This window comes from Lysinibacillus sphaericus (assembly GCF_001629735.1).
GTDB lineage: Bacteria > Bacillota > Bacilli > Bacillales_A > Planococcaceae > Lysinibacillus > Lysinibacillus pinottii.
In genome coordinates this window covers 59,829-86,476 of record NZ_CP015224.1, presented here as the reverse complement: position 1 = coordinate 86,476, position 26,648 = coordinate 59,829, and the positions used below count along the sequence as shown (strand labels likewise).

The following is a 26,648-nucleotide window of genomic DNA, read 5'->3' as shown; positions in this document are numbered from 1 at the left end:
GTTTAATCGAACTACCATACTGAAATCAAACAATTTTTTCCAAACAACACATACCTACAAATAAAAAAATAGTGACCAGCCGGACATGCTGTGTCACTACCTTCATTAATGTTGATATGTCTCCAGTAAACGCTGAGTATTGGTTGATTGTTCTAAAGCTTTTTTCTCTTGAGTCCAATAAATCATATAGTGACCGTCACCGATAGGAAAAACCATTTGTTGTAATTCTTCGCTTAGTTCAGAGCTAATCGCTACCTTTAAAATGTCCACTTCATAAAGCGGCTTGTCCTTTATTTTATAAACAATATGATAGGCTGGCTCTTCTTCAAAGAATGTTCGTTCTTTTTTAGAAAGCTTCTTTACATGACTTAATGGGTATTTCTCGACGAAGTTTTTCGCCTCGCCGTTGATTGCTCGAAATACAGGTTGTTCCCCTTGAAATATTTCAATTGAATCAATTTTGGCGGCTTGATCTAAAATAAGAGAAATCGATTCCTTCTCATTTTTTTCACGAGACTGCATAACAAAAATACCAATCAGTAAAATAGCTGCAAATATAATAAGTCTCCATCTTCGTTTAGTCATGGACAATTACCCATTCAATGCCTTTTTGACAAAACGATTTATATCAACGTCAGCACCGATTACAAGCATAATATCTCCCAATAAAATCTTATCACTTGCCTGTGGTGATACAATAATATCAGCACCACGCTTAAGCCCTACAATGTTAATACCATATTTTGCTCGAATATCTAAATCCATAATAGAATATCCCGCAATGGCATCATTCGCCTTTAATTCCATAATAGAGTGTTCATCTGAAAGCTCTAAGTAATCTAGTACTGTATTCGATAGCATATTATTAGCAATACGAATACCCATATCTCTTTCAGGATGGACTACAAAGTCAGCACCAATTTTACGCAATACTTTTTCATGGTAATCATTTTGAGCCTTTACTGTAATTTGCTCAACACCAATTTCTTTTAAAATAATGGTTGTTAAAATACTTGCTTGAATATCTTCCCCAATGGCTACAATCACATGTTCAAAATTACGGATACCTAATGAATTTAGGACCGATTCATCTGTTGAATCTGCAATGACAGCTTGTGTCGCAATAGAAGCAAATTCGTCTACACGCTCTGAGGAATGGTCAATTGCCATCACTTGAGCACCCTGACTCATTAATTCACGAACAATACTTCCCCCAAAACGTCCAAGCCCAATGACCGCAAACTCTTTTTTCATCATAAAAAATCCCTCCGAAAACTACTATACCATCATTGTAGCGTATTCTTTGTGATATGTATTGTCAAAACAAGACGCGATTCGTCATTGTTGGACAACCCTCCAAACATAAAAAAAGACGAGGACCTTCATCCCCGTCATCACCTACTATAATTATTCAGCGTTACGCATTTCATCTAGTACGCGATTTACACGTTTTTCTAACATTTTCATACCACTACCACCAGCTTGCATATGACGCAGTTGACCATCTTTATCAAACACAAAATAAGCAGGTACATATTGGTTTTCAAAAGCATCTGTTAATTTCATTTCGCTATCCACAAAGATTGGTTGCGAAATATCATGCTCAGCCGCTACTGCCTTAATTGTCTCTAAATCAGTATCTGCTTCAGAACGCGGCATATGTACTGCTACAACATTTAGTTCATCTTTATATTGATCACGGAAATTATTAACATCAGGCATAGCTTCTTTACATAAATGACAGCTTACTGACCAGAAATGAATTAATGTTGGTTTTTTGCCTACTAGTTCCGCTTTTGTTACTTCGCCATTTAACCAAGTTGTTGCGCCAACTAGTTCAGGCATTTGTTCACGAAGTTTCATAAAAATCCTCCTCTAATAGATCATTTTCTTTAGATGCTTAAGATTTGGTTAAAACTCCTCCCCAAACTCTATTGCCATCTAAGATAAAGTAAATTAGCACTCGCCACTTCACTTAAAAGTCCCCACAAACATGTCGTGGGGACTCTTTTTTTGTTACAGCATGACTCAACTCTATGCTCTTATAGAGTTGCTTGACCTGGACGCCAGTTTGCTGGGCAAAGACCGCCAGTTTGTAGTGCTTGAAGTACACGTAATGTTTCATCAACATCACGGCCGATATTATTATCGAATACTGTTTGGTATTTTAATTCACCTTCTGGATTAATGATGAATAAACCACGTAGCGCGATACCTTCTTCTTCAATTAACACACCATACTCTTTTGATACTTGATGGTTTGTATCCGCAGCTAATGGGTATTTTAATTCACCTAGACCATTTTGAGTACGGTCTGTATTAATCCATGCTAAGTGAGTGTGGATTGTATCAGTAGAAACACCAATTACTTCTGCATCTAAGTCTTCGAACTCGTCATAACGATCACTCATTGCAGTGATTTCTGTTGGACATACAAATGTGAAGTCCATTGGATAGAAGAAAAGTACTGTCCATTTATCTTGTGCTTTAATATCTTCTAATGATACTTTACCAAATGATTTGTCTGAAAGTACTGCTTCCATTGTAAAGTCAGGTGCTTGTTTACCTACCATGCGTTCTGCCATAATAAATCCCTCCGAATAAATATGTAGTTTATATATTCCATTCGCACAAGCGAACTCGTCTTCTACGATAGCAGAGTAAACGTAGTTTTTCAAACAAGTAAGCTCCGCCCAATTACACGATTGAAATAAGGCGACAAAAAATTGTCAAATCCGAAATTGGAATTTCTGCTACATCCTATTTATTAGCTATTTTTAACAATTATATTCTTCTTTATACAATTTTTTTCTCCACTACATTTATGACTCTTTTTTTAACATTTTACAGCGATTTTTTTCATAAATAACGATTGCAAATTTTTATTTATTATGTATAATTGTAATGGTTTTAGTAAACTAAAAGTTTCGTTAAAGTAAACTTCATATTTCAAAAGTTTATGATTGCTAAACTTCTTCTAGGAGGGAAAAGATGCAAATAGGAGCAAAAATTAAAGCGCTTCGTTTAAAAAAAGGTCTTACCCAAGAGGAACTTGGAGAACGTACAGATTTAAGTAAGGGCTATATTTCCCAATTAGAGCGTGATTTGAATTCACCTTCTATTGAAACACTTTTTTCAATATTAGAAGTGTTAGGGTCCACACCCAAGGAATTTTTTGATGATGAATCACCTGAACAAAAGGTAGTTTATACGGAGGAAGATCAGTCCATCTTTACAGATGAAGAGAAAAAATACGAAATTCAATGGCTCATTCCAACATCCAACGAAAAAGAAATGGAGCCCATTTTCTTAACATTTGAAGCCAATGGCGAATTCAAGCAATTTGAGCCATCACTATCAGAAACATTTATTTATGTAGTTAAGGGGCGTATTCGTCTCGTTTTAGGGAATGAACAATATATCGCTAGTGAAGGCAATGCTCTTTATTTTGACGCGACAGACCATCATCAAATTTTTAATGCCCATGCTGCTGAGACGAAAATTTTACTCGTTGCAACGGATTCATATTTATAGCTTAAGGAGGCGCATCAATGACAATGAATTCTATTATACGTTTTGAAAATGTATCCAAGTCTTATAGTGACGGAACAGTCGTCTTAAAGAATATCAACTTGGAACTAGAAAAGGGCAAATTTTATACTCTCCTTGGCCCATCTGGTTGTGGAAAAACAACCATTTTACGAATTATTGCTGGTTTCACAGAACCTACAACTGGGGATGTGTTTTTCCATGATAAAAAAATAAATTCTGTTCCTGCCAATGAACGTCAGGTGAATACTGTTTTTCAAGATTATGCGCTGTTTCCTCATTTAAATGTATTTGAAAATGTCGCATTCGGACTACGTATCAAGAAGTTACCTGAAAAGGAAATAAAAGAACGTGTGGCGGAGGCATTAAAATTTGTCAATTTAGCAGGCTATGGCAATCGTGAAATCTCCGAAATGTCTGGTGGTCAACGTCAGCGTGTAGCAATTGCGCGTGCCATCGTTAACGACCCTGAAGTAATTTTACTGGATGAACCACTTTCTGCATTAGACTTAAAATTGCGTACAGAAATGCAATACGAATTGCGTGAATTACAGCAACGTCTTGGCAAGACCTTTGTTTTCGTTACTCACGATCAGGAAGAAGCACTTGCTATGAGTGATGAAATTTTCGTCTTAAGTGAAGGGCAAATTCAACAATCTGGTACACCAGTAGATATCTATGATGAACCTATTAATCGCTTCGTGGCAGATTTCATTGGTGAATCCAATATAGTACCCGGTGTCATGATTGAAGATTTTAAGGTTGAATTTGCTGGTAAGATTTTCGAATGTGTTGACCAAGGTATGAAACCAAATGAGAAAATTGATATTGTTATACGCCCAGAGGATTTAGAAATGACAACTATAGATAAAGGGAAGCTTGTAGTAAAAGTAGATACACAATTATTCCGTGGCGTCCATTATGAGCTATCTACGTATGATAAAGATGGCAATGAATGGCTAGTCCATTCGTTGAAAAAAGCTGAAGTAGGGACAGAAATCGGCTTAGACTTTGATCCAGAGTCCATTCATGTAATGCGTTTAAATGAAACAGAGGAAGAGTTCGATAAACGATTAGAATCCTACGGAGACGACGAAGATGCAAACTAAGCCATCAAAATCAGCGTTATTTCCATATGTTTTATGGATCGCCTTTTTTGTTATCGCGCCGATTGCACTCGTTGTTTATTATTCCCTACTCGATTTACATGGCAATTTCACGCTCGATAATTATAAAGCGTTCTTCACTTCTGTTTACTTAAAAATGACATTAAGCTCGTTTTGGTATGCATTTTTAATTACATTATTTACATTATTAATTTCATATCCAACTGCTTACTTTTTAACAAAAACGAAACATAAGCAGCTTTGGTTACTGCTCATTATTATTCCTTCATGGATTAATTTATTGTTAAAAACATATGCCTTTATCGGCATCTTTGGTTTATACGGGCCAATTAATGCATTTATCGAAGTGTTTGGCTTTGATCCAAAGCAAATGCTTTTTACGGATATTAGCTTTGTTTTTGTATCCGTGTACATTTTTATTCCGTTTATGATTTTACCGATATTTAATTCTTTAGATCGTTTAAATCCGACACTTATTTATGCATCTCGTGATTTAGGCGCATCTGCCTTTACAACGTTCCGTCGCGTTGTTTTACCATTGACAATGGATGGTGTTAAATCAGGTATTCAGGTTGTTTTCATCCCTGCTCTATCACTTTTCATGATTACTCGCTTAATTGCAGGAAATCGTGTTATCACGCTTGGTACAGCGATTGAGCAGCAATTCCTTGTGACACAAAATTGGGGGATGGGTTCAACTATTGCCGTGTTCTTAATTTTATTTATGGTCATCATTATGCTTGTTACGGGACAAAAAGATAAAGGAGGTCGCGTACGATGAACAAACTCTCTGCATCAGCCAAAGTCTATTTAACGATTGTTTTTGTCGTTCTGTATGCACCCATTTTCTATTTAATCTTTTATTCGTTCAATAGTGGTGGCTCCATGAATAACTTTGAGTCCTTTACTTTAGAGCATTATCAGGCTGTTTTTGAAGATTCAAGGCTACTTGTTATTTTAATCAATACTGTTATCGTAGCATTACTATCTGCTTTAATTTCTACTATTATTGGAACATTAGGAGCAATTGGTATTGTCACTGTCAAAGATTCAAAAATGCGTAATACATTATTGTCCCTAAACAATGTTTTAATTGTCAGTCCAGATGTCATCATTGGGGCAAGCTTTTTAATTCTATTTACAATGGTTGGCATTAAATTAGGCTTTGCTTCAGTATTATTAGCACACGTAGCGTTTAGTGTACCGATTGTAGTGTTAATGGTTTTACCTAAATTGTTAGAAATGAATAAATCACTAATTGATGCAGCGTTAGATTTAGGAGCAACCAAAAAGGATGTTATGATGCGTGTCATTTTACCGTATATTCAGCCAGGTATTTTTGCAGGTTTCTTCCTAGCTCTTACGTATTCATTAGATGATTTTGCTGTGACATTTTTCGTAACCGGCAATGGCTTCAGTACATTATCGGTAGAAATATACTCGATGGCTCGCGCAGGAATATCTCTCACAGTTAACGCTATTTCTGGATTAGTATTCTTTGTAACCGTTATCGTTGTGGTTGGTTATTACTTCATTACAAGTCGTACAAGCAAAAGAACGGAGGGACAACAATGAAGTCATTAATTCAAGCGACCATCGCTATCCTTGTTGTTTCTGCCCTTTTATTCTATGCTGCTGACGCCTTAAGTGCAGGTGGCGGTAAAAGTGGAAAAGACACTTTAACCATTTTTAACTGGGGAGAGTATATTGACCCTGATCTATTGAAGGAATTTGAAAAAGAAACAGGTATTCATGTCATCTATGAAACATTTGACTCCAATGAAGCTATGATGACAAAAATACAGCAAGGTGGTACAGCTTACGATATTGCTGTTCCTTCTGAGTATATGATTGAAAAAATGAAGGAAGATAATTTATTGATTCCTTTAGACAAAGCAAAAATACCGAATTTAAAAAATATCGACCCTTACTTTTTAGACTTACCATTCGATGATAACAATCAATATTCAGTTCCTTACTTTTGGGGAACAGTAGGGATTGTCTATAATCCAAAACTAGTTGGAAATTTAGATTTCTCTTCTTGGGACGATTTATGGGATCCTTCATTAAAAAGAAAAGTATTTTTAGTAGACGGTGCCCGTGAAGTGATTGGGATGGGGTTAAATAGTCTTGGACACTCCTTGAATTCATTGGATAACAATGAACTACGGGAAGCAACTGACAAATTGATTACACTTGCGCCCAACGTAAAAGCGATCATTGGGGATGAAATTACACCATTAATGATTAATAATGAAGCAACAGTAGCCCTCACTTGGTCTGGTCAGGCAGCAGACATGATGTTTGAAAATGAAGAGTTGGACTTTGCTGTTCCTGAAGAGGGCTCCAATCTATGGTTCGATAATATGGTTATTCCCAAAACATCGAAAAATATTGATGGTGCACATGCCTTCATCAATTTTATGCTAAGTGCAGAATCCGGTGCTCAAAATGCCGATTATGTTGGCTATTCAACGCCAAATATTGCTGCGATGGACTTAATGGACCCAGAAGTAGTTTCAGATGAACGCTACTACCCATCTGAGGACCAACGTGATACCTTAGAGGTATACAAAAACTTAGGTCCAGATTACTTAGGAAAATATAATGAACTGTTTTTAGAATTTAAAATGAGTATTCGATAATTTATAAGAGCGAATTGGTCTACAAACCAATTCGCCTTTTTTATTTAAGCATTCATTTGTATCGCTATATTTAGAAAGAAATTCTACTAGTAACCAGTTGTCGATCATACAATCCCACTTCGTCTAGGTATCATCAATTTTTTCAAGATGCCAGCAATCTTTAGTTTTTCTTTATCCATAAAAAGACCTTGAATCTACGTCGTACGACACCTGCGCATTATAACTTCATCTTTAACTTTCATCTACACGGTTATAGGTAATGGCAAACGCAATTATTTATTTTCACTAGTTTTTTACTCTCCCTACTTCAAGTCTCTAGAAAAAGCAATTCTCTCTCCTCACTCCACACCCCGAATTTTTATGAGATAAAAGCTTTTCTGGAAAATCATTCTACATATCGAACCAGTTACAGCAATCTCAACTATTAGCCAGCCATAATTCTTTATGATAGACTGTACTATATTTGATTACAAAAAGGGGGGCTTGTCGATGACCCAGCAGAAGTCCAATAAGGCGGCTTTGTATATTTTAATGTTTAACATGTTTATCGCAATGGGGAGTATTGGAATTATTATTCCTGTAATGCCTGAATATTTAAGAATATTTGGAGCAGCAGGACAAGTTCTAGGCATGCTTATTGCAACGTTCGCCTTAGCACAATTCGTATTTTCTCCAATTGCTGGGAATCTTTCGGACCAGTATGGGCGGAAAAATTTAATTATTTTCGGTCTTATACTAACAGGACTTGCACAAATCGGTTTTGGCCTTTCTACAGATGTATGGATGCTCTTTTTAGCACGTTTTTTAGGTGGCCTTGGCTCTGCATTTGTAGCACCTCCTATTATGGCTTTTGTAGCAGACGTGACAACTTATGAAGAACGCGGAAAAGGAATGAGTTTGTTAGGAGCTGCTATGTCTTTCGGCTTTATGATTGGCCCTGGAATTGGTGGTTTCCTTGCAAAGGTTAGCTTACATTTTCCATTTTTCATGGCGGGAGCTGCCGCCATTTTAGCGGCTATTTTATCTTACTTTTTATTACCATCTACAAAGCCAAATACTGCGCAAAATAGACAAAAGCAAGATAATCTGGTAAAACAGATGGCTCGCTCTGTACATATGCCTTATTTTGTTATGTTAATTATTATGATGGTATTCTCATTTGGGATTGCTAACTTCCAAACGACCTTATCACTATTTGTGACAGAGAAATTTAATTACTCACCTGGCGATATTGCCATCATTTTAGTTGTTGGTGGTGCGTTTGGGGTAATTGTACAAATGTTTATTATTACGCCACTCTTTAAACGGTTTGGTGAAATGAAAGTAGTTTTGGTCAATTTATTTATTGCGGCCGTTGCTATTTTCTTAATATTATTTGTTTCTGGTTTTGCACTAATATTAGTTGTTGCAACCATCTTCTCTACGGCGACAACGTTGATTCGTCCAGCTGTTAATACTCTCATATCAAAACTTGCAGAAAAAGAGCAAGGATTCGCAGCCGGCTTGAATAATGCCTATATGAGTCTAGGAAATATGATTGGACCCGCTTTGGCTGGTTTTTTATTTGACTGGAATATGAACAGTCCTTATATTTTTGGTGCCATTATCTTATTAGCTTGCTTCTTCCTTGCCCTGATTTGGACATTGAAAAAGGCGCCTCAGCTTATGCATCCAGATTCACATTAATAGGTAACTCTTATTGACTATTTATTGAAGTATGTTACACTTCTAAAAAATAGAAAAATACTTACCACTAGGGGAGTCTTCTAAAGGCTGAGACGTATATGGTTATATACGGACCCTTCGAACCTGATCTAGTTCATACTAGCGGAGGAAAGTGGCGCTTCTTGCTATTTTCAGTGTATAAGCAAGGCCGCTTCCTGTCGTTTGAAGGAAGCGGCTTTTTTCATTTTCCTAGTGGCTAAAATGAAAAGGAGTACACCTAACATGTCTATTAGAAAATTAACAATTATGGCTTTATTAGTAGCCTTTGCTGTTGCAGGTTCTACTTTTATCTCCATTCCAACTGGGATTGCTCGTGCTTATCCGGTGCAGCACGCTATTAACGTAATAGGAGCCATTATACTTGGACCCGTATCTACAGTTGTGGTTGCCTTTGTTACGGCCATAATTCGAATCCTTACAGGGACAGGCTCTCTTTTAGCCATTCCTGGTAGTATTATTGGTGCATTATGCGCAGGGCTTGCCTATAAATATAGCGGTAAAATTTGGTTTACTGGTTTGGGTGAAGTGATTGGCACTGGTCTTCTAGCATCACTTGTAGCAGTGCCCTATGCAAAGGTACTTATGGGAACTTCCGTAGCAGCCTTATTTTTTATGCCTGCCTTTTTAATATCAAGTACAATTGGAGCAATTTTAGGCATTTTAGTAGCTAGCAGTTTGCGAAAAACGGTGCTAGTAAGATATTTTAATCCTACTCTCTTTATTAAATAGTGTCGTAGGAGGATTTCTTTTTCCATGAATGTACAAAAAGCAGTGCGAAATTCGCACTGCTTTCATCTAAACAAAATTATTGGCGTTTTTTCATACCCTTTAATAGTTGTGCTACATTCGTGTCTTCTGCTTGTACAGGGAGATCCTCTACCAGTTGCTCCTTTTTCTTCGACTTCGTTAGGAAATTCCAGCCAAAGCGCCTTATTGTTATATCAATAAAGAATAAGAGCATACCTGCAAGGAGAAGCCATGTGGCAATGTTTTGACGATCCGCCCCTTGCTTTGTAAAGTCACGGAACACTTCTTGTGGTTCTTTTAAAACAGCACCACCTGTTTGTTCGGTTATTTCTTCTATTAATTTATCATTAACAGGAAGAAGTTCATATTCAGCGCTGTAAGGAACACTTAATCCCGCCTGATAAATCATTTCCTTTTCATCAGCGATACGGAAGAAGATTAACCCCGGCTCAGCTTGTACCACAGCTCGCACCTGAGAGGCTGATATAGTTTCAAGCTGTGTGTCTAGCTCTTCACCCGCTTCATTAACAGCCACAATATCTAAAAATGCTGCCTCATTTGTAGGGTCTGTAATCATAAAGGATCCATCTGATTCTACTCTTACATCGTAGGCAACGTCATTATAACTTGGGAGCATTTGCGAAATAAGCGTTTGCCAAAATGTGCCCCAGTCCTGCCATCTTGCCCAGTCTCCTGACCACTTTCCTGTTGAATCAGAAGTAAATGCGAATGTTTTGCCAAGACCGTATTGCCATTGTGCTAATACTGGATCTTCCTTTTCGCTTTCAGCCACGACAGTAGCACCCTGCTTTGCGGTTGTTCCAATATAAGCATTCATTTGTGGAACGCCATTGGCAAATAGCGTATTCCATCCCCCTGCATTATACAGTACAGGATAGAATGGATTATCTTCAATGTACGTACGGGAAATCATGGCCGTTTCACGAGATAAAATGGACGGAATAGTTTGCTCATCGATAACATTGTAGAAACGTCCACTCCCCATCTCACTCAGAGCTTCCAATAAGTTTGCATCCGCGTCTTGACCAATAGCTACTGTCGATAAGGTTATTCCGTTATCTTTTCCTTGTTCAATTAAATCGTCATAATTTCCTGGCTGCGATTGTCCATCCGTTAAAAGAATAATATGCTTACGTTGCAGTTTCATATCTGCTAGGTTTTCATATGCTTTTGCAAGTGAACCATAGATTTCTGTTCCGCCTCCTGGTGTAACGGATAAAATGGTATCCACTGCCTCTTCTTTATTATTCAAAGGTCCAGTCTCTATAATTTCCCAAGGACGATCATCAAATGCTATAAATCCTAATGTATCTTCATCACGTAGCATTTCAACTGATCGTGCAGCCGCTTCCTTTGCAAGCTCTAGCTTGGATCCTGACATACTGCCAGAACGGTCTAGCACAATGACAAGTCCTAGCGAAGGTAATTGTTCTTTCCCCTTTATCTCCATTTCAACAGGTAATAAAGTTTCAATTGGTGTTTTAAAATAACCACCTAAACCAAAGCTATTTTCTCCACCCACCATTGCAAAACCAACACCAAAGTTTTTGACTGCTTGCTCTATCACACTCATTTTTGCCTCACCGACTAAATGTCCCGGTACATTATCAAAAATAATGGCATTATATTGCAAATAACTGGAGAGTTCATTTGGCAAGCTTTCAGGTGATTTTACATCATAGCCTATTGATTGCTGACCAAGTGCCGCCGCTATTGGTGAAGCTGTTTCATAGCCATTCACAATGAGTAAATGTGGTTCGCTTTGTACCATTGTGACACTTGTTAATTTATTATTTTCAAATATTGCGTCCTGTCCTACTTGAACAACGGCTTCATATTTCACCAGCCCTTCACCAGTCGCTGCATGTTTATAGGTAAACATATTCGTTCCTTCGGCTAGCTCGACTCCCTCACGATGAATCAGTTCATCATTTTCATATAATAATAGCTCGCCTTGTCCAGCTGTTGTTGCATGCACTTCTGTTACCAGTTGTTGTTGCTCACCTACATAGGCAACTTGTGGGGACACAAAGCTTTTTAATGAAACATCATTCACAACAGGCTGACTGAAGGGCACAACATCCACACTAATATTGGAGCCTTTAAACTTCGTGGCGAAATCTAAAGCACTTCCCTTTGTCTCATTGCCATCTGTTAATAGCACAAGGCGTGTTGCTTTTTTCGGATCTATAATACCTGTGGCAAGTTGCAGGCTTTGTTCTATATTCGTTTGATCAGTAGCCTTTATTTCCGTAAACTTTGGTACTTCCTTTAATGTTTTAGTCATAATGGCTTCTGTTTGTAATGTTGATGAGAATGAATACAGCCCTGCAAGCTGTTCATCTTTTTTCGATTGTAAACTATCCTGTATAAACTGTACCATCTCATCTTCAGTCCCATTCATGGAAGCTGAGCGGTCAACTAGATACACGATTTGTTCTTCTTTTATAGGTAATAAAAGATACGGCCCTGCCAATGCGAAAACTAAACAGCCTACCGCTAGCATGCGAATCATAAGTACGAAAGCATGACTCTTTTTTAGTCGCTGTCGTTCTCGCCAATAGGTCCAACCAAAATAGATGAGTAATGGAAGTAATAGCAACAATATGAATGGCATATCAATTCGTAAATCCACGACGTCGTTGCACCTCCCACTCTAAAACAAGTAAAACTAAAATAATAAGAATTAGCCAAGGGACAAAAGAAGCCTTCGAAATCTCAGCCTTTCCGTTATCAGAAATATCCCCTAATGTATAGCTTGTTCCTTGCTCAATAACACGTTCTTGCGCCTGCAATTGTACAATAAAATGTTTTTCTTCATTATTAGAACGCACAAAATAGATGCCAGGTTTTGTTGGCGCAGTTAGCATACCATCCGTAACCAATGATAGAAATTCATCTTCTTGTGAATATACGCTCCAGTCTTCCTGCGCTAAAGCTACTGCTCTTTGTTCATTTGGTGTGAAAATACCGAGTGAACCAATGGATTCTGATAACTGCTGTTCAGTACTCCATAAGAATAACGGGAATGATGGGTGTAGTGGCCAATCCGTATCTGCAATATCTGCTAAGACGACGATATCCCCTTTAGGAGAGCGCTGTATAAACGGCTTTTCTCCAACAGTAGCGATAGTTTCATAATTTGTAAATCCAGGATACAAGGCGCTAACATAAACATCCTTAAGCTCACTAAAAGCAAATAAAGCATCACTTTTAGTACTTACTATGCCACTTACCTCTACCTTTTCAGCATCATCACGGCCAAATAACACAAGAGGTTTGACCATCTTTTCCAGCAATTCAGCTTGATTAGTGATCACCGTGGCATCCTGATTGTCTACTACTTGTAAAGGCGGAACGATTTTCACACCCGTACTTACGGATTGAAATCCTTTTTGAATCAATTGATGCATGCCCTGATCAACCACAATTTTTGAAGTAGCCGTTTGTAGTAAAACCGTTTGTTGATTATCTACGTCATAATCATCTTGCGCATCAATAATCGCTGTCATCGATTTTTCTACAGGTAACTCCTTGAAGGTTTTTGTTATCGCTTCCTTTGGAGGAACAGCGATATTCTCAGCTACTAACTCTTTACCCTCTTCATTTAGTAATGCTAGTGTGACCTTTTGCTCGTTGTCTGTATCATTATGAAGCTGCACAAGCGCCATTGTAGCCTGTCCATCTGTTGTTGCAGCAAATCGAGTAATAGCAATATTTGTTAAGTCCTTCGCAGCACCTCTTACTAGCCATTTAACGGAGTCCTTATTCATAGGTAGTTGTTTTTTATCGAGTGCATCTGTAAATACATAGATGGAAGTCGGTGTATCTCCTACAAATGCTTGTGCCACATCTAGCGCCTTATCCATTTCTGCCGTTTCATAGGTTACTTGTAAGTCTTTAATACCTTTTTCGATTTCTTTAACATTTGTCTCTTGCTGCAAAATCGCTTTTGGTGCTGAACCAGTCGTAATTAACGTGACTGGTCTCCCATTTAATTCATCTATAAGCGTCAGCATTTCCTGTTTATGTGTGTCAAAGGTAGATTGCCCCTTACCAGCTAACATTGTTGCAGAAGTATCCACAATAAATATAGTTTGCTCACCAACAATCGTTGATTTTTTCACATAGGGATTCATGAGTGCCAACACAAGAAGCAACAATGCTAGTAACTGTAAATAAAGTAGGGCATTCTTTTGCAAATGCTTTAAATAAGGAGATACCCGTGTTTCCTGCATAATCTCAGACCAGAAAAGTGTTGAAGAGACCGGCTGATCTGTATATTTTTTTCGAAAGAAATAATAGAGTAGGACAATGACCGGGATGATGGCCGTCCAGCTAAACATAATTTGACTAAAGCCCAATACGGCTCACCTCACCTAATCCAATGTGCTTTTAATAATTGCTGAAAGATTGCCTGTTGCAAACCATCTTCCACCTTCAATTGTAATTTTCGAATGCCGAAACGACGACAAATAGCTTCAAACTCTTCTTCATGTAATAAACGTCTTGCATGATAGGTTTCTAGTACTTTAGTGGACATTGTCACATTGACTTCATTACCTGTTTCACGATCAAGAAGACGCACATCCCCTGAATAATTTGGTGATAGTTCTTCTTCCGTCACTATTTGTAGTATACGTACATCGCCAGCATAGCGTGGTAGCCTTTTTAAAAGTTGCTCCCATTCTTCAATTGACTCTAGACCATCTGTAACAATAAATAACACTGTACTATCCTTTGGTAAAGCCTTTAAGGAACCCTGTGCAAAAGAATTCGAATAACTCGCTTCCTCTATATCTGTTACTATTTGTAAAAATGCTCGGCGATACATGGCGCCCTTGCGACGAAATGGAGGCTTCGTTTCATCTTGTAAAAATGAAAAAGATAAACGATCGTCTCTACCAAGTACCATTAAACCAAGGGATGCCACTATTTGACGAGCAAAAGTCCACTTGGCATCCATGCTCATTGATTTTGTGGTATCGAGTAGGATGTGTACGCGCATTTCTTGTTCATCTAAAAATCTTTTAATAAAGTATTTATCCGTTCGGGCAAAGACGTTCCAATCCACTTGTCGTACATCATCACCTAAATGATATTCTCGAAAATCCGAAAAATCGAGGGATGCCCCAAAGCGCTGTGAACGATGCGAGCCTTTATGCTGCCCGCGTAGCTTGGAGGCAGTAGCTACTTGAAAACGACTGATTTTCGCTAACCAGTCTTCGGGCAATAAGTAGTTGGCTGTCACTTGCTAACACCTTGTTGAACCTTTTCTAAAATAACATCAATGACATCATCTGCTGTTTTTCCTGAAGCCTCCCCTTCATAGTTCAATAGCATCCGATGACGTAATACAGGTTTTGCTACTGATTTAATATCAGCCACTGAAACATGGAACCGACCATTCATCAGCGCTCTAGCTTTTGCTAATTTTATTAAACTTTGCAAACCACGAGGTCCACTGCCATACATCGCATATTGCTTGACCTCGTCCAGAGCATCAGATCTTTCTGGGTGCGTTGCCACTACTAAATCGGTTGCAAATTCAAGCATTTCATCAGCAACCAGCACTTCCTTCACCATTTGCTGGGCTTCTATTAGAGCCTCTGTATTCATCAGTTTCTGTAAGCCAATTTCCTGAGCACCTGTCGTTCGCTTCATAATTTCCATTAGCTCATTTTTTTCCGGATAGGGGACAAGAATTTTACAAAGGAAACGGTCCATCTGTGCTTCTGGTAACGGATATGTGCCTTCCATTTCAATCGGATTTTGAGTCGCTAACACGAAAAATGGTCTCGCCATTTTTTTTGTATCGCCCAAAATCGTTACCGTTTTTTCTCCCATTGCTTCTAACAAAGCACTTTGAGTCTTGGGTGTAGCGCGATTTATCTCATCTGCTAACACCATCTGACTAAAAATAGGGCCAGGCTGAAACGTAAATTGTTGTTTACCATCTGGGGTGCGTTCAATCATACTTGTCCCAGTTATATCCGCCGGCATAAGATCCGGTGTAAATTGTATACGTGAAAACGATAAGTCAAGAACTTCAGAAATTGTACGAATTAACATCGTCTTCCCTAAGCCTGGTAAACCTTCTAATAATGCATGACCATCTGCTAGTACAGCATACAAAGTATAATCAATCGCATCTTCTTGCCCTACAATAAAACGATGAATTTCATCTTTTACTTGTTGTAATTTTGTACTCATTTCTACATATTGTTGCTCTGTAAATGCCATTTCATTTCCTCCTACTGCGACTCAATTGACGTGAAATAAGATTGCACGACATTTTGTAAATCCTTCGGTAATTGTAAACGCTCTGAGCTTTCTAAATAGCTGTCTTTATAAGAACCAATTATTTCTTCATACGGTCGAATGCTGCCCTTTGTTATCGGACCATTCCCCTGTTGCTCAGAGACATGAGAGCCATCTCCTAATGCTCCACCATCCACGGATGTCTCGTTTGACCCACCAATCCGATTCGGTGTCGTTAATAAATCTCGACCACCTTGACCTTTACCTGCGCCCTGACCTTGTCCCTGTCCTTGTCCTTGGCCCTGTCCTTGTCCTTGTCCTTGGCCCTGTCCTTGTCCTTGTCCTTGGCCCTGTCCTTGTCCTTGTCCTTGTCCTTGGCCCTGTCCTTGTCCTTGTCCTTGACTATTACCATTTTGTTGTTGGGAACCATTTTGAGCATTATTTTGACCAGACTGACTCGTCTGCCCTTGCTGATTGCTTGGCTGGGAATTACCAGATGACTGCTGACTACCTTGTTGTTGATTATTATTTTGATTGTTAGTGCCAGCATTATTAGCACTTGCAATTGCATTTTGTAAGGAATTACTCGCTGGTTTACCAAGTTTACTCATAGCTGTTTGTGTTGCATTTGCATTTTGTGTGAGCTGTTGCTGCATTTGTGCAAGTTCCTTCAATTGCTCAACTTCTTTTTTCGATAAGCCTTGTTCATCGGTAGCTCCGTCTTGACTTGCCGTTTGTTTATCCTTTAATTGCTGCTCCTTAAGAGCAAGCTCCTTTTGCTTCTTCACCACTTCGCGGAGTGCCTCTTCAGCTGTTTCTGCTTCCTTAAGCGTGTTTTGAAGCTCTTGCAATTGCTCTTTCACTTCTTTTGTCTGCGCTTTTTTCTCCAGCTCCGCAACTTCCTTCTTCATATCGTCGATTACAGCTTGCTCTTTTTCAACTTCAATCGCTTCTATTTGAGTCGCTGCCGGGAACATATAAAGAATTGCTAGGACGACAGCAGTGCCAAATAGTCCAATAAACGCCTTTGGTCGAAACAAATTTTTCTTGCGAGCCTTAAAGCTTATGAAAGCCTGTTCAACATTCTGTATCGCCTTTAATAATAATGCTTGAACAAGTGGGTCCTGATCGTCTTTCAATGATAAAGCTGTAACCAACTCATTATGTGAAAAATAGTGATCCAATGTATGCAAAGCTTCTTTCTCTTTGACACGTCTCCACCAGATGTAAACGATCGTTGCAATAATAAGTGTAACAAAGATAGCCAACGCAATTTGGCGGTAATAGGGCCAGACAAATAATCTTGAAATAAGAACGAGAGAAGCACTCGAAAGCAATGCCAAAAACAGACCATATTGTGCAATAGGAATGCTTTTTTCAAGTGTTAAACTCGACTTTGCACGCTGAATATATTTTCGTAATTGCTTACGACGCTCCATAATAATTCCTCCTCATCGGTTACTTTTCATGTTGGCACGTAATTTTTTTATGGCAACTGTTAAACAAAGTACAATAATCAATACATAAACGATTAAATAAGTAATCCACACAGGTAGTTCCACTCCTGAAAGTTCAGCTAACGCATTTCCCATCTCAGGTGAAATCAGCGTCAGCATTAGGGCACCTGGATTAATTGAAGCCCAAAAATAAGTCATAAAGGAGGTACTTGCACCTACAGCATTACCCATTTGATGGAAAGCCATTGTTAAAAAGAAGAAAAACGCTGTAATCCCACCTAAAAAGATAATAGAACCATATGTGGCAATCATGGCAACAATCGTTTTTTTCGTAATAGTTGAAAACATGACACCAATACTACCTATTGCTACTACAGTAACTAAATAGAATAAAAATATAGAAACAAGCTGGGAAGGTGAAACCCCACCAAATAGGAACACTAAACTATATAATGGTAATCCTGCTACAAGCATTAAAACTAGAAACGACACCGATGATAATAATTTACCAACAACAATTTGTGTAGAGCTTTGTGTCGTTGTTAGCAAAATATTCAAGGTTTGTTTTTCACGCTCACTACTGATTGCTCCTGCTGTTAAGCTTGGAGTAATAAAAAGAACTAATGCCATTTGTAAAATGGTTAATACAGCAAACATCATAAAACTTGTTTCTGGTTTAAAGAATCCCTTGCCAGTAAATTCAGTGGTAAGCAATAAAAAACCTGCAATGAAAATACAAAGTACCGCTAAATAAAACATTAATCCTGAGAAGCTTTTAAAAGAACGGAATCGTAATTTTAACTCTTTCACAAATACTGGATTATAAAATCTTTCCATCATTGACTGTCCGCTCCCTTCGTAATCGCCATAAAGACATCCTCTAGATCTTTCTCTTCCTCACTTAACGCATAAATAGGTAAATCTGCAAGTATCGCCTTTTTCAGTAATGCTACCTGCTCTGCATCTGTTCCACGATAATTAAAGGCTATTTCTAGACGATGCTCAAGGACATCAATAGATGAAATATGGGGATCTTCTTCCAAATATGCACGTACTTCGTGTATACGATCTGTTACTTTCATGACGATACGCTTTTCTCCCTGTAACTGCGCCTGAATGGCAGCAACATTTCCATGTGCAATTAATTTGCCATTATCAATGACGCCAATTTCATCACACATTTCAGCAAGCTCAGGCAAAATATGAGAAGAGATTAAGATGGTTTTACCCATAGACTTTAAATTCCGTAAAATATCTCGCATTTCCACACGGGCGCGAGGGTCTAATCCTGACGCAGGTTCATCTAAAATCAATACTTTAGGATCATGGATAAGTGCACGTGCAAGACATAAACGCTGCTTCATCCCACGCGATAATAAATCAACGTATTCATAACGTTTGCTCGTTAAATTTACAAGCTCTAAAAGCTGTGGAATCAGCACTTGGCGCTCTGCTAGTTGAATACCGTAGCTAGCTCCATAAAAATCTAAATATTCATCTACTTTTAGCTGGTCATAAACACCAAAGAAATCAGGCATATACCCGATTTGCTTGCGTACTTCTTTCGGTTCCTTAACAACACTTTTACCGTTTATCAACGCATCACCTGATGTCGGTGACAGTAATGTCGCTAAAATAGAAAATGTTGTTGATTTACCCGCTCCATTAGCACCAACAAAGCCAAACACGATGCCTTCTTCTAAGGACAAATTTAAATGATCCAGTGCCGTAAAGGAGCCATATCTTTTCGTTAGGTCACGAATTTCAATCATGATTATTTTGCCACTCCCTTCAGCTCTATTTCAGGTAATTTCGTTTGTTCACCAGTTGGATCTGGACCATACTTAATTTCAAGTCGAACTTCACTATCTTGATTAATAAAATTTTTAATATTATCTGTAAACACTTGCTTTGTATCAACTAATGGCTCATACATATTTGTGGCATTATTCCATATCGACAGCTGCATACGTTTAACATCCTTATTAGAAATGGTTAGTTCATTAAGTGATTCCACAGCGTCCATAAATTGATCAGGCATTGCCATTGTTAATTCGTATAAACCATCAGATAGATACCAGTTATTCAATTCCTCATCGATTTTATCGAAATATCCACTCGCGGATAGTGAGTTTAATGAGTACGTGAAATTATTGCGTTTCATTGTAAATGGTCCTGATAGTTCCACTTTCCCTTTAAACGGTTGAACAAGCATTGTAATTGGAGACATATTTGCACTTGTTTCAAGCTCAGCCCCTACTATCGCTTGATCTGTCCATGCTGTAAGTATTGGCTGTCTATCATTCTCTACAAGTGGTAATGCTAATGTTTTCATTCGTTCAACACGCATTGGATCTACCTCATCCTTCTGAGATGGGTAACTGTAGTTGTAATTATTAAAAACAGATGGCTTTTGAAGTACCGTTGTCTTCAATTCCTTGTCTACTTGCAAAGTTCCATTTGCTTTAATATCACCCAGCTTTACTTCTTTCACGCCAGAAATTAACGTGACGTCTTTTAATTCAAATGGGAAATTATTTTTTATTGTTCCAGTCAGCTTTTCATTTTTCAATGTGATATCAACATCCATTTTCCCAATATTTTGAGCTGATGTTTTCCCTCCAAATGATTGAACAGACCAATAATTTAAATCACGTAATGTTAACGTTGAACCGTTGGCATTTTCTTTAATATAAGAAGATTCATGTAAATCACCCACAGTACCTGTGAAATTATTATAATTTCTCATCGCAACTGCCGTTGTATTTTTATCCGCATTAACGATAAAATCCCCGCTACGATTCGTTAAGATTGATTCAACATAATACCCATTCAAACTACTATCCTCATTGACCTTATAAAATGCGGATTGTTGTACTTGTGGCTGAACAATTCTGTCTTTTGCTCCAACAATGAAAAGACCAATCGAAAGAACGATTGAGAACACGGGAATAATCCACCATGCATGCTCACGCTTGTCTACTTTTTTCAGAACAAAATAAAGAACTGGGCCAATGATGATAATATAAAGAATAATGACGATAAGCATATAGCTTACTGAAACTTCAAAGGACGGGAATAATTCATTTATGTTACGAAGCTCATAAGAAATTTGATCGAGTGGGGATTGGCCCTGATTCATCATTCCATGCTGCGAAATACTTTGAATATCGATCATTTTTGCTAGAAGGGCTGCATAGCCATCCATTGAAGCAAGCGGCTGATCTCCTAAAGAAAAGGCTGTTTGAATAATTTCACCACCGCCAATTTTTTTCTTCGAAGCTAGTACAACATTATTCTCCGTTAATACCGGTAAACTTCCTTCAAGATTAGTAGCTGTATGAATCGAAATTGGCTGCGTAAAAATACCACCCCCCGATAATTTTGTTAATGTTTCTGCAGAGATAGATGTCGTCTCTTGTGATAATGACATTGGTAAATAATCTTTAAAAACCCCTGCTGTGGCATCCACTTGATCAGTAGCCCCTAAAAGTAATGTACCCCCATCTTGTACCCATTTCAGCAATGCCTCTTGTTGTTTTTGTGCTAAGTCGGCTATTGCAACTTCATCTACGACGATGACATTTGCCATGGCAAGTCCTTGTTCATCTTCTGGGAATGTATAATCCTTTAATTGATTAATGTTAAATATTTCTACATTGTTTTGAGGAACAAATGATGATAAACGTAAAAGTGCTGATAGTCGATCACTTTTATCTGTCAATGTATAGACAAATGTTGATGTAGGATCTAAAAAATTCGATTGTAGACGCTTAGTCCCCTTATAGGCAATCTTTTTTCCTTTTTCAATATTTCCTTCATAAAAAGCAAATAAATCTGCGTCCGAATATCCATTGTCAGCTAAACCATCTAGATAGAAGGTAAATGTCTTCTCTTCTCCAGCTGCTATATCAATTGGAACGACAAGTGCGGATGCTGCTTCATAGGAATTAGAAGAATTTATTGCCATATCTCCAGAAAAATCTGCACCGTTATTTTTCACTGTAACTTGTAAGGGCACAACTGATTGATATTTAGCTTTCCCTGAAATGCCTGCTGTTGCTTTGACCTCTAATGGTGCAGCAGCTTGCGCCTGTGTGGAAGGCAACAGAAAGCTCATCATCAGCATTACTAATAAAGTCAGTGCCATAATTTTTGTCTTTTTCAAAAGCTCAACCCCTTTTTATGTAAGTAGATGGTTACATAATTATACGATTTAAATTGCATTTTGTTCCATTTCTTATGATATCTTCATCAATATTCATAAACTCTTAAGAAATCACTGAGCCAAAACGAAAAGGCAATCCCCTAATAGACTGGAATTGCCTTATTTTTTATTTTGTATAGTCAAACAAACAACGTGCATGGTCTTGCACTACTTCTACAAATGCCTCTACTTGACGCAATTCAAAAGATGATTCATAGCCAATAAGCCATGTATCTCGTGTAATCCCAAATTCCTTTTCATCGTTTGTTAAAGGTATTTTATGAATTTCATCATGATCATTTAATGTGATGGATGGTAGTATAGCATAACCTATTCCATTTAAAGCCATCTGTTTACAAATTTCAATTTGATCTACTAAAATTTGTTTTCTGGGATTTTGAGCAAAGTGTTGCTGCCACCATTGTTGAATTTCCTGATAGTAGTTCGAATCACTTTTGTATTGAATAAATGGACGATCTGTCGTCAGTACATCTTCAATTGTCTTCAATTCCTTATCCACTAAATAAAGAGTGTCTCTGAAAAGGTGAATCTTTTCCCCTTTCCAATCTACCTGACCTCGTACAATTCCAATATGTGCCTCGCCCTCATAAAGTGCTTTCACAATTTCAGAACTCCAGCCCGTCATAAGCGATATTTTTGCATCAGGATATTTAGATACAAATTCCTTTAGGATTTTAGGCAACCAGTTTTGTCCAACAATGGACGCACAGGCAATTTTCAATGTCCCATTTACCTTTGTTGTTAAAGATTGAATCGTTTCAAATATTTCTTCCTTTTTCGCTAGCATTTCCTTTGCATAGGCAATAACCTGTTCACCAGCAGGTGTTGCTGTTAAACCTTTTTGTGAACGAATAAATAATTGTGCACCCCAGTCCTTTTCAATGGTTTGTAAACGTTGAGAAAGGGCTGGTTGGGATAGAAATAGACGTTCAGCTGCTTTCCGCATATTGCGTTCCTCAGCCAAAATTTTTAAAATCTCTGCCTCTGTTGCCATCAATCTGTAAACCTCCAATACAAGCAAAGAGGGCCTCATGACTTTCATATGAGCTCCCTCTTAAACTACTACTCTTTTTGATAAATATATTTTTTCAATTGCTTTAAAATAACACGTCTTGTTAATATCCCTGCAAATGTACCATCTTCGTCCACTACACATAAAAATGCGTGGTTAATAACTAAATCCAAAGCTCGCTGAAATGTATCTGACAATTTTAATACAGCGATCTCTTTTTCCATAATAGAGTCAACTTTAATATCAGGAAGCTTTTCATACTCAATATGTTCGAGTCCTAGAATCGATTCCGTTATCATTTTCATGCTCAGTAAACCTTGAAGTCGATATTTCATATCTAATACAGGAATGGACGAATATCCTGTCCGCGTTAGTACAAGGAGTGCGTGTTCTGCACTATTACCACTTTGTACATGTGCAACTTTTTCAGAGGAAATGATAAAATCACTAATTGGCATTGCTAATAAGTCTTTGCTGTTAGTTGAAATCATGAACTTCTTCTCCTTTTCTGTCCTGGCTGTGCAGAACAGTCCTTCCCTTTCATCATATCACAACTTTTCTATGTCTGACCATGATCAGGACGGGAAGAGTTTTTCAGGAATAACGAATTATTTTGAATCATTCAACAAAAACTAAGTACACCCTCAATCAGTTAAAGTGTTTCATCTCTGATTGAGGATGCGTTATTTCTAATAGCCAGCCTTACTCCAGTAATAAAAAATCATGATCCCTAAAAAGAGTAAAAATATCAGATATACCCATACGATTGGATTGAGCATCGTTGCATACTCTTCAACCGTTTCTGAAATCGGAGTATCCTTTTCAGACTTCCGTTCAGAAGTCATCTTTGCAATTTTCAACGTGGATACAAACGAAATAACACAAATAATTATCATGGCAATTAGAGCTGGTATTAACCACATACCCATTGTCAAAACTCCTTTCTTTTCCCTTAGTATGCGTCAATCCAGCTCTCCATTATGCAAACATTTTTAGAATGGATATTGATTGAGCCACTGGCCACCATCCAATGTCACACATTCTCCGTTCATATAACTTGCTTTATTAGACATCATAAATGTTGCTAAATCAGCTATTTCCTCAGGTGTACCCGTTCGTCCTAGTGGAACAGAATCTAATGTACGCGCAGCAGCTGCTTCCGATTCCCAAAGCTTATCTGCTCCACCCGTCCGTTCAATTGGTCCTGGTGCTATTGCATTGACGCGGATACCATACTGCTTTCCCCATTCTACTGCTAATGTTCTCGTCAATGATAATACTCCAGCTTTTGCCGCAGCTGAATGGACCACACCAGCTCCTGCATTCCAAGCATAAGTAGCCACCATATTCAAAATAGAGCCCTTAATTTTATTTTTTATCCAATATTTACCTACAGCTGAAGAACAGAAGAACGTACCATTTAACACGATATCTACAACTGCCTTCCAACCATTAGGTGTTAAATCCTCAGCATGTACAATGAAATTACCTGCCGCATTATTAACAAGACCATCAACCTGTCCAAATTTTTCAATAGCAAACGCTAGCATCGCCTCTGCATGTTCTGGTACTCGTACATCCATTTGAAAAGTTTCAATAGTTGAGCCAGCCTCTGCAATAAACTTTTTTGCCTCTGCTAAACGTTCTTCGTTGCGCCCTGTTATAACAACATTTGCTCCTTCAGCAACAAATTGCTTCGCCATATAAAGGCCCATCCCACTTGATCCACCTGTAATGACAATTGTCTTCCCCTGCAACATTCCATTTCCCCCTTTATTAAAAATGAATGGTTATTCATTAAAATTTTACTATATTTTCTCGAATATGTCATATTAATTCTGCTTTTCACTCCTTTTAATTTCTATAAAAAATATAAAAGAGCTATCCACAATAATGAATAGCTCGCAAATTTTTTAGAATTCATAAGTATAAGCTATATGATATAGCTCCATTAGTTCCTCTTTTGTCGGTATCTTCGGGTTATTGCTAGGACTACCACTTGCAATCGCATCTTCAGCCATTTTAGGGATAGCCTTATAATAAGCTGCCTCCTCTATGCCCCACTGTTTTAAATTACTTATATTCAAAAGTTTACATATTTCCTTAATGGAAGAAATGGCTAACTGAGCAAGCTCCTCTTGTGATAATATTTCATTGCTTTTATGAAAGAACTCTCCTAAAACTGCTAACCGATCTATACAAGCTTCTTTTGAAAATTCTAAAACGGCTGGTAAAAGCATCGCGTTGGAAATACCATGGGGTACGTGGAACAACGCACCTATTGGACGAGACATCCCATGTACTAACGCGACCGAAGCATTAGAAAAAGATAGGCCTGCCTGCATGGAACCTAATGACATAGCTTCTCTCGCATCTACATCATCACCTTGCTCATAAACTCTCATAATGTTATGAATGATTAAATCCATGGCAGAAAGAGCAAGTACATTTGAGTATGGGTGGGCTAAACGTGACAAATAACTTTCAATGGCATGGCTTAAGGCATCAATCCCTGTAGCCGCTGTAATTGCAGGCGGTGATGTTATCGTTAAAATAGGATCAACAATGGCAATCGTTGGCATAAAGGCAGGCTGTTTAATCATCATTTTGACTTCACTCTTTGTATTGGTAATAACAGTAGCATCTGTTGCTTCAGAACCTGTTCCAGCTGTTGTTGGAATAGCAATATGTGGGATTGGCGCTTGCGCTGCAATTTTTGCCATTTTCATGTAATCTCCTATGTAGCCACCGTTAGTAGCCACCACTGCAATTGCCTTTGCTGTATCAATGCAGCTTCCACCTCCAACAGAAATGATGACATCACAGCCTTCTTGCAGAAGAAGCTGTAGGCCTTCCTCTACATACGTGTCATCCGGCTCAGTTACTACCCCAAGGTATGAGGCGACTTCTATTCCATTTGTGTTTAACAAGCTACTACATTGCTTCACAAAGCCTAAGTTGTCCATAATGGGATCGCTAATAATAAGCGCTTTGGTACCGAGTTTTTTAGCATACTCACCCACCTCTTCAAAGGAATCACGCCCATAAACAATCGTTCCAGGTGAATGAACAGTAAAGATTGTTTTTGTTTGAATCATTTTTCTCCCTCCTACACTATTGAGCTGTATAGCCACCATCTAAAAGAATTGCCTGACCCGTTAACCCTTTAGCTAAATCACTTGCCAAATATAAAGCAAGCCCTGTAATTTCTGAAACATCAAGTAAACGCTTTTGAGGTACAAGAGGATAGAGTACCTCTTCAAGTACTTCTTCTACTTGAATTCCTCTAGTTAACGCTAAATCTTTAAACTGATGACGAACTAATTCTGTATCCACATATCCTGGACAAATCGCATTTACCGTAATGCCATCCTTCGCTACCTCCAGTGCAGCTACCTTCGTTAAACCAATGACACCATGCTTCGCCGCATTGTAACCGGCCTTTCCAGCAAATCCAATCACTCCATTAATAGAGGCCATATTAATAATACGACCACATTGATTTTTCTTCATATGAGGGAATGCATATTTCATCGCAATAAATGGAGCAACCACCATTACTTTTTGCATGTCTTGGAAAATTTCAGTCTTAAAGTCTTCAATAAGCGAGACATGTTGAAATCCTGCATTATTGATTAAAATATCTAACGTTGTAAATCGATTGATTGTCCAATTAATTGCCTCTCTTATGGCTTCTTCATCTGTCACATCACATGTATAAGCCGTTAAGGAGGGGTTTTTTCCAACAGCCTCTCTTAAAAGCTGTTCATTTTTATCCGTAATGACGACATTTGCCCCTTGCTCGGTAAATGCTTGTGCCATGCAAAGACCAATGCCACGAGCTGCTCCAGTAATGAACACTGTTTTTCCTTGCAT

At 38.1% G+C, this 26,648-nt stretch carries 25 protein-coding genes and 1 riboswitch; of the genes, 7 read left to right on the top strand and 18 right to left on the bottom strand.

The annotated features are described in order from the left end of the window. Positions 1-105: 105 nt before the first annotated feature. The 4 genes from A2J09_RS00375 to A2J09_RS00360 all read right to left on the bottom strand — a co-directional run bounded on the left by A2J09_RS00375 (position 106) and on the right by A2J09_RS00360 (position 2,585). Positions 106-585: a hypothetical protein gene (locus A2J09_RS00375; protein ID WP_012293066.1), complete on the bottom strand. Its 480-nt coding sequence runs from the start codon at positions 583-585 to the stop codon at positions 106-108. 6 nt (positions 586-591) lie between these two features. Beyond that, positions 592-1,254: a potassium channel family protein gene (locus A2J09_RS00370; RefSeq protein ID WP_031418843.1), complete on the bottom strand. Its 663-nt coding sequence runs from the start codon at positions 1,252-1,254 to the stop codon at positions 592-594. Positions 1,255-1,407: 153 nt separating this feature from the next. After that, positions 1,408-1,863 carry a TlpA family protein disulfide reductase gene (locus A2J09_RS00365; RefSeq protein WP_012293064.1) on the bottom strand — a complete coding sequence of 152 codons (456 nt, stop codon included), beginning with the start codon at positions 1,861-1,863 and terminating at the stop codon, positions 1,408-1,410. 179 nt (positions 1,864-2,042) lie between these two features. Beyond that, the gene (locus tag A2J09_RS00360) at positions 2,043-2,585 is read right to left on the bottom strand and encodes a peroxiredoxin (RefSeq protein WP_004224676.1); all 543 of its coding nucleotides are present in this window, start codon (positions 2,583-2,585) and stop codon (positions 2,043-2,045) included. A gap of 406 nt (positions 2,586-2,991) precedes the next feature. Here A2J09_RS00360 and A2J09_RS00355 point away from each other — a divergent pair, with 406 nt between their 5' ends. The 7 genes from A2J09_RS00355 (at position 2,992) to thiW (ending at position 9,775) form a co-directional block, all read left to right on the top strand. Then, complete coding sequence (locus A2J09_RS00355; protein WP_012293063.1) at positions 2,992-3,534, top strand: helix-turn-helix domain-containing protein; 543 nt, start codon at positions 2,992-2,994, stop codon at positions 3,532-3,534. A gap of 17 nt (positions 3,535-3,551) precedes the next feature. Continuing rightward, positions 3,552-4,658: an ABC transporter ATP-binding protein gene (locus A2J09_RS00350; protein WP_031418840.1), complete on the top strand. Its 1,107-nt coding sequence runs from the start codon at positions 3,552-3,554 to the stop codon at positions 4,656-4,658. After that, on the top strand, positions 4,648-5,457 hold the full coding sequence (locus A2J09_RS00345; protein ID WP_031418839.1) for an ABC transporter permease: 810 nt from the start codon (positions 4,648-4,650) through the stop codon (positions 5,455-5,457). The genes A2J09_RS00350 and A2J09_RS00345 overlap by 11 nt, the downstream gene beginning before the upstream one ends. Then, positions 5,454-6,251, top strand: a complete 798-nt coding sequence (locus A2J09_RS00340; protein ID WP_036160896.1) for an ABC transporter permease — start codon at positions 5,454-5,456, stop codon at positions 6,249-6,251. The genes A2J09_RS00345 and A2J09_RS00340 overlap by 4 nt, the downstream gene beginning before the upstream one ends. Further along, positions 6,248-7,321: an ABC transporter substrate-binding protein gene (locus A2J09_RS00335; RefSeq protein ID WP_012293058.1), complete on the top strand. Its 1,074-nt coding sequence runs from the start codon at positions 6,248-6,250 to the stop codon at positions 7,319-7,321. Before A2J09_RS00340 ends, A2J09_RS00335 begins: the two co-directional genes overlap by 4 nt. A gap of 489 nt (positions 7,322-7,810) precedes the next feature. Beyond that, positions 7,811-9,007, top strand: a complete 1,197-nt coding sequence (locus A2J09_RS00330; protein WP_012293057.1) for an MFS transporter — start codon at positions 7,811-7,813, stop codon at positions 9,005-9,007. A 59-nt stretch (positions 9,008-9,066) separates the two neighbouring features. Next, positions 9,067-9,174: riboswitch (TPP riboswitch) on the top strand. Positions 9,175-9,268: 94 nt separating this feature from the next. Beyond that, positions 9,269-9,775, top strand: a complete 507-nt coding sequence (gene thiW, locus A2J09_RS00325) for an energy coupling factor transporter S component ThiW (protein ID WP_036160892.1) — start codon at positions 9,269-9,271, stop codon at positions 9,773-9,775. Between the two features lie 76 nt (positions 9,776-9,851). Here thiW and A2J09_RS00320 read toward each other — a convergent pair whose 3' ends face one another. The 14 genes from A2J09_RS00320 to A2J09_RS00255 form a co-directional block, all read right to left on the bottom strand. Continuing rightward, complete coding sequence (locus A2J09_RS00320; protein WP_036160890.1) at positions 9,852-12,449, bottom strand: VWA domain-containing protein; 2,598 nt, start codon at positions 12,447-12,449, stop codon at positions 9,852-9,854. Continuing rightward, a complete protein-coding gene (locus A2J09_RS00315; protein ID WP_031418834.1) occupies positions 12,433-14,178 on the bottom strand; it encodes a vWA domain-containing protein in 1,746 nt (581 codons plus the stop codon). Before A2J09_RS00315 ends, A2J09_RS00320 begins: the two co-directional genes overlap by 17 nt. An 11-nt stretch (positions 14,179-14,189) precedes the next feature. Next, positions 14,190-15,065: a DUF58 domain-containing protein gene (locus A2J09_RS00310; RefSeq protein WP_012293052.1), complete on the bottom strand. Its 876-nt coding sequence runs from the start codon at positions 15,063-15,065 to the stop codon at positions 14,190-14,192. Beyond that, on the bottom strand, positions 15,062-16,057 hold the full coding sequence (locus A2J09_RS00305) for an AAA family ATPase (RefSeq protein WP_012293051.1): 996 nt from the start codon (positions 16,055-16,057) through the stop codon (positions 15,062-15,064). Before A2J09_RS00305 ends, A2J09_RS00310 begins: the two co-directional genes overlap by 4 nt. Before the next feature lie 11 nt (positions 16,058-16,068). Further along, positions 16,069-17,514: a DUF8809 domain-containing protein gene (locus tag A2J09_RS00300; RefSeq protein ID WP_012293050.1), complete on the bottom strand. Its 1,446-nt coding sequence runs from the start codon at positions 17,512-17,514 to the stop codon at positions 16,069-16,071. A 12-nt stretch (positions 17,515-17,526) separates the two neighbouring features. Further along, positions 17,527-18,372 (bottom strand): ABC transporter permease, encoded by an 846-nt coding sequence (locus A2J09_RS00295; RefSeq protein WP_012293049.1) that lies wholly within the window; start codon positions 18,370-18,372, stop codon positions 17,527-17,529. Beyond that, complete coding sequence (locus tag A2J09_RS00290) at positions 18,369-19,304, bottom strand: ABC transporter ATP-binding protein (protein ID WP_012293048.1); 936 nt, start codon at positions 19,302-19,304, stop codon at positions 18,369-18,371. The genes A2J09_RS00295 and A2J09_RS00290 overlap by 4 nt, the downstream gene beginning before the upstream one ends. Positions 19,305-19,306: 2 nt before the next feature. After that, positions 19,307-21,700, bottom strand: a complete 2,394-nt coding sequence (locus A2J09_RS00285; protein WP_036160884.1) for a DUF8725 domain-containing protein — start codon at positions 21,698-21,700, stop codon at positions 19,307-19,309. A 166-nt stretch (positions 21,701-21,866) separates the two neighbouring features. Next, on the bottom strand, positions 21,867-22,754 hold the full coding sequence (locus A2J09_RS00280) for a transcriptional regulator CcpC (protein ID WP_012293046.1): 888 nt from the start codon (positions 22,752-22,754) through the stop codon (positions 21,867-21,869). 68 nt (positions 22,755-22,822) lie between these two features. Continuing rightward, positions 22,823-23,263 carry a cyclic-di-AMP-binding protein CbpB gene (gene cbpB / locus A2J09_RS00275; RefSeq protein ID WP_012293045.1) on the bottom strand — a complete coding sequence of 147 codons (441 nt, stop codon included), beginning with the start codon at positions 23,261-23,263 and terminating at the stop codon, positions 22,823-22,825. Between the two features lie 198 nt (positions 23,264-23,461). Beyond that, complete coding sequence (locus A2J09_RS00270; RefSeq protein ID WP_008174117.1) at positions 23,462-23,701, bottom strand: hypothetical protein; 240 nt, start codon at positions 23,699-23,701, stop codon at positions 23,462-23,464. A gap of 63 nt (positions 23,702-23,764) precedes the next feature. Further along, positions 23,765-24,532, bottom strand: coding sequence for a 2,4-dienoyl-CoA reductase (fadH, locus tag A2J09_RS00265; RefSeq protein WP_012293044.1), 768 nt, complete (start codon positions 24,530-24,532; stop codon positions 23,765-23,767). Between the two features lie 153 nt (positions 24,533-24,685). Beyond that, positions 24,686-25,870, bottom strand: coding sequence for an iron-containing alcohol dehydrogenase (locus tag A2J09_RS00260; RefSeq protein WP_012293043.1), 1,185 nt, complete (start codon positions 25,868-25,870; stop codon positions 24,686-24,688). A gap of 16 nt (positions 25,871-25,886) precedes the next feature. Then, positions 25,887-26,648, bottom strand: coding sequence for a 3-hydroxybutyrate dehydrogenase (locus tag A2J09_RS00255; protein ID WP_012293042.1), 762 nt, complete (start codon positions 26,646-26,648; stop codon positions 25,887-25,889).

Bases quoted from the DNA above. Each gene is read 5' to 3' on its own strand.
- A2J09_RS00375 (WP_012293066.1), bottom strand. From the start codon at position 585: ATGACTAAACGAAGATGGAGACTTATTATATTTGCAGCTATTTTACTG.
- A2J09_RS00370 (WP_031418843.1), bottom strand. From the start codon at position 1,254: ATGAAAAAAGAGTTTGCGGTCATTGGGCTTGGACGTTTTGGGGGAAGT.
- A2J09_RS00365 (WP_012293064.1), bottom strand. From the start codon at position 1,863: ATGAAACTTCGTGAACAAATGCCTGAACTAGTTGGCGCAACAACTTGG.
- A2J09_RS00360 (WP_004224676.1), bottom strand. From the start codon at position 2,585: ATGGCAGAACGCATGGTAGGTAAACAAGCACCTGACTTTACAATGGAA.
- A2J09_RS00355 (WP_012293063.1), top strand. From the start codon at position 2,992: ATGCAAATAGGAGCAAAAATTAAAGCGCTTCGTTTAAAAAAAGGTCTT.
- A2J09_RS00350 (WP_031418840.1), top strand. From the start codon at position 3,552: ATGACAATGAATTCTATTATACGTTTTGAAAATGTATCCAAGTCTTAT.
- A2J09_RS00345 (WP_031418839.1), top strand. From the start codon at position 4,648: ATGCAAACTAAGCCATCAAAATCAGCGTTATTTCCATATGTTTTATGG.
- A2J09_RS00340 (WP_036160896.1), top strand. From the start codon at position 5,454: ATGAACAAACTCTCTGCATCAGCCAAAGTCTATTTAACGATTGTTTTT.
- A2J09_RS00335 (WP_012293058.1), top strand. From the start codon at position 6,248: ATGAAGTCATTAATTCAAGCGACCATCGCTATCCTTGTTGTTTCTGCC.
- A2J09_RS00330 (WP_012293057.1), top strand. From the start codon at position 7,811: ATGACCCAGCAGAAGTCCAATAAGGCGGCTTTGTATATTTTAATGTTT.
- thiW (WP_036160892.1), top strand. From the start codon at position 9,269: ATGTCTATTAGAAAATTAACAATTATGGCTTTATTAGTAGCCTTTGCT.
- A2J09_RS00305 (WP_012293051.1), bottom strand. From the start codon at position 16,057: ATGGCATTTACAGAGCAACAATATGTAGAAATGAGTACAAAATTACAA.
- A2J09_RS00300 (WP_012293050.1), bottom strand. From the start codon at position 17,514: ATGGAGCGTCGTAAGCAATTACGAAAATATATTCAGCGTGCAAAGTCG.
- A2J09_RS00295 (WP_012293049.1), bottom strand. From the start codon at position 18,372: ATGATGGAAAGATTTTATAATCCAGTATTTGTGAAAGAGTTAAAATTA.
- A2J09_RS00290 (WP_012293048.1), bottom strand. From the start codon at position 19,304: ATGATTGAAATTCGTGACCTAACGAAAAGATATGGCTCCTTTACGGCA.
- A2J09_RS00280 (WP_012293046.1), bottom strand. From the start codon at position 22,754: ATGGCAACAGAGGCAGAGATTTTAAAAATTTTGGCTGAGGAACGCAAT.
- cbpB (WP_012293045.1), bottom strand. From the start codon at position 23,263: ATGATTTCAACTAACAGCAAAGACTTATTAGCAATGCCAATTAGTGAT.
- A2J09_RS00270 (WP_008174117.1), bottom strand. From the start codon at position 23,701: ATGGGTATGTGGTTAATACCAGCTCTAATTGCCATGATAATTATTTGT.
- fadH (WP_012293044.1), bottom strand. From the start codon at position 24,532: ATGTTGCAGGGGAAGACAATTGTCATTACAGGTGGATCAAGTGGGATG.
- A2J09_RS00260 (WP_012293043.1), bottom strand. From the start codon at position 25,870: ATGATTCAAACAAAAACAATCTTTACTGTTCATTCACCTGGAACGATT.
- A2J09_RS00255 (WP_012293042.1), bottom strand. From the start codon at position 26,648: ATGCAAGGAAAAACAGTGTTCATTACTGGAGCAGCTCGTGGCATTGGT.